Genomic DNA, 3147 nt, shown 5'->3' with positions numbered 1-3147 from the left:
GGTATTTCGTACAAGATCGCAAGGGAAGACCACGTCCATCCGTTCCCTACCGCAGCCCAGGTCGGCGCGATGGCGACGACACATCCCGCCAATGCCATCGCCGGGTTCGGAACGTCGGCACAGGCCCTTGCCGCGAGCGGATCAGGGGGATCGGCAAGTACAGTTGCGCGTTCGGACCATGTCCACCCCTGGCCGACCGCAGTCCAGATCGGTGCAATGGCGACCACGCATGCCGCCAATGCCATCACCGGGTTCGGGACCTCAGCACAAGCCCTGGCAGCCACCCAGTCGGCCGGCACGGCAACGACGGTCGCCCGCAGCGATCACCGTCATCCCTATCCGACTGCCGCCCAGGTCGGCGCAGCAGCGACCTATGGCGCGGCGTCGAATCAGTTCAACGCCGACTTTTTCCAAGCGACCCAGGACGTTGGGTACCGGTTCGCCAACTCAACCGGCAGCTATGCCATGTCGTCGACCGACGGCGGGGTCCGGGTGCCAGTCGGTGGCGGGTTCCACGTCCGCAATACCTCCCTGGCCTACGTGCCTTGTTACGCCAGCGCATTCACCGTCTCGTCCAATCGGCGCCTCAAGCGCGTTCTGGGCAATGTGAGGCGTGCGATGGAGCGGGTCCGCGCCCTGCAGCCGATTTGGTACCGCCTCAAAGCCAACGGCCCGCAGGGGCGGATCGAGCTCGGTCTCATCGCCGAGGAGGCGCTGGCGGTACTGCCGGAAGTGGTCTATCCCGTGACCGACGCAGCGAACGGCCCCGACGGCGCCAGCTTGAGCATCGATTACGGACGCCTGGCCGTGCTGGCCCTCGCTGCGATCCAGGAACTGGAAGTACGGGTAGAAGCCCTGGAGGCGACGCGATGACGTCCGTAGTCGGCACAATCGCCTCGGTCAACTGGCAACCCCAGCTCGATCAGCCCGGCGGCGTCGTACAGGATGCGGCCGACATCGACCAAGCCATCCGCATCATTCTGACCACGCCGAAGGGCTCGGATCCGCACCGGCCCGAGTTCGGTGCGGACATCCTGCAGTATGTCGACCGGCCGGAGATCGAGGCCACGCCGTATCTCATCGCTGAAATCGCCGATGCCATCCTGCTGTGGGAACCGCGGATCGAACTGGTTTCGATCCAGCCCAGCTTCGGCCTGGCCCAGGTGACGCTCGTCGTCACCTGGCGCTTCCGCGGTATCGACTCGAAGAGCAACGGAGTTGGCTCGAAGCGCGGCGGAGCCGAATCCCAGACCCGGACCACCGAGGTGACGCTGTGAGCCTGCCCGAGCCCGATTTCATCGACCGCGACGGCCAAGCCGTGACCCAGGCGCTGATTGCCGGCTGGGAACAGATGACCGGAAAGACGCTTTACCCGGCCCAGGTCGAGCGGCTCTTGATCGATCTCATCGCCTACCGCGAGACCCTGGCGCGGATCGGCATCCAGGAAGCGGCCAAGCTCAACCTGGTCAACTTCAGCCGCGCGCCGATGCTGGATTACCTGGGTGAACTGGTCGGCGTGAGCCGGCTACCGGCGCAATCGGCCCGCACCGTGCTGCGGTTCAGTCTGGAACATCCCGCCGCAACGTCCGTCGTCATCCCCAAGGGCACCCGCGTGGCCGCCGGCGGCACCGACTCGAGGAGCAGCGTAGCTGAATTTGCCACCGACACCGGGGTGACAATTCCCGCCGGGGCGATTTCCGTGGAGGTGAATGCCACCGCGGCCGGTGCCGGACCGTCCGCCAACGGCATCCTGCCTGGCTGGATTCGGGATCTGATCGACGTGCCGGCCAACGGGCTATCGGTCACCAACCTCGGTACGAGCTACGGCGGGCTCGCGGCCGAGGACGACGAGCGACTGCGGATGCGCATCAAGCTGGCGCCAGAGCGTTTCGCCGTGGCCGGTCCCGCACTGGCCTACCGCTGGCACGTGCTCTCAGTGAGCCAGACGCTCGTCGACGTCGGGATCACCTCGCCAGCGCCGGGTCGCGTGAACGTGTATCCCCTGACGGCTTCCGGCCTGCCGGACGCGGCCCTGCTGGATGCCGTGCGGGCGGTCCTGAACCAGGACAAAGTTCGTCCCTTGACCGACTGGGTCACGGTGCTCCCGCCCAGCCGGGTACCGTTTGCCGTTTCGGCACGGGTGCGCGCCTTCGGCGCCGTTTCGGAAGCCGCCGTCGTGGCCGGGGTTCGCACGAGCCTCGAGGGATTCGCCGCCGAATTGCGGTCGACGTTGGGCCGCGACCTGGTGCCCTCGCAATGGATCGAACGGGCGCAGAAGGTTCCGGGGGTCTATCGCGTGGAGCTGGACGCGCCCGGTTTCCGGGAGCTGCAACCGCACGAGTGGCCCGACGCTGAAAGCGTCACCGTGACTTTCGAGGGCAACGCCGATGGCTGAGCTGCTGCAGCCCTCACTCCGCGACGCACGCGGCCTGGCGCTGGATGCACTGATCGAGCGCATCTCCAGGCTGGATCAGTCAGCGCTCCTGGTGTACCTGGTCGACCAGGCCGACTCGTCGGCCCTGCCGCACCTGGCCGACCAGTTCCACGTCATGGGACTCGAAGGCTGGGACACCGTTTCCACGGATACCGAACGGCGTGCGCTGATCAAGTCGGCGATCGCCTATCACCGCCTCAAGGGCACGCTGGCCGGGCTTGCCTGGGCTGGCTCACGGGTGGGACTGTCGATCCTGCGCGCCATCACGCCGCCAGCGAAGACCTATCTGGCGCCGACGCTGACCCGCGCCGAGCGCGACGCGTTCCTGTCCGGCTATCCCCAGCTGCGCCTTTACCGCTACCGGACGCGCGGTGTGCGGATCGGGTCCGGCTGGTACTGCGGCGCGGCGTTCGTGAGGGGCCACCACTATCCGGTCGTCACCGACGCGATCCTCCGGCTCGGCTGGCGCGCCTTCCTGTGGCACACGTCCGGGGAGGAGACACCGGTGACGACGCTGGTGCGGGAAATCCAGCGTGCCGGCGCCGAGGCGGAACTGTCACTGGCGATCCGGAAGCCGGGTTCGGCGGGCCTGGGAACCTACCCCGGCCGGCTGGTACCCCGTTCCTACCTGGTCCAGCAGGACGGAGGCGGCCGTTTGTTCAACGTGCGCCTGTCCACGCCTTACCTCGATTTCGACGAGTCCGTGCACACCC

4 protein-coding genes are annotated in these 3147 nt (G+C 67.3%); all 4 read left to right on the top strand.

What is annotated here, in order from left to right:
* Positions 1–873 (top strand): tail fiber domain-containing protein (locus ACSHWJ_RS15895; protein ID WP_432540095.1); only part of this gene is annotated, 873 nt, incomplete at its 5' end.
* Positions 870–1277 carry a GPW/gp25 family protein gene (locus ACSHWJ_RS15890; RefSeq protein ID WP_432540094.1) on the top strand — a complete coding sequence of 136 codons (408 nt, stop codon included), beginning with the start codon at positions 870–872 and terminating at the stop codon, positions 1275–1277. The genes ACSHWJ_RS15895 and ACSHWJ_RS15890, both read left to right, overlap by 4 nt.
* Positions 1274–2395, top strand: coding sequence for a baseplate assembly protein (locus ACSHWJ_RS15885; RefSeq protein ID WP_432540093.1), 1122 nt, complete (start codon positions 1274–1276; stop codon positions 2393–2395). Before ACSHWJ_RS15890 ends, ACSHWJ_RS15885 begins: the two co-directional genes overlap by 4 nt.
* The coding region (locus tag ACSHWJ_RS15880) for a phage tail protein (protein ID WP_432540092.1) at positions 2388–3147 on the top strand (760 nt) is incomplete at its 3' end. The genes ACSHWJ_RS15885 and ACSHWJ_RS15880, both read left to right, overlap by 8 nt.

Source organism: Methylococcus sp. S1M, from assembly GCF_051295855.1.
GTDB lineage: Bacteria > Pseudomonadota > Gammaproteobacteria > Methylococcales > Methylococcaceae > Methylococcus > Methylococcus capsulatus.
Note: the sequence above shows the minus strand (reverse complement) of the source record. Positions and strands in the feature narration are given on the sequence as shown.

Excerpts from the sequence above, each read along its gene's own strand:
- ACSHWJ_RS15890 (WP_432540094.1), top strand. The coding sequence starts at position 870 with ATGACGTCCGTAGTCGGCACAATCGCCTCGGTCAACTGGCAACCCCAG.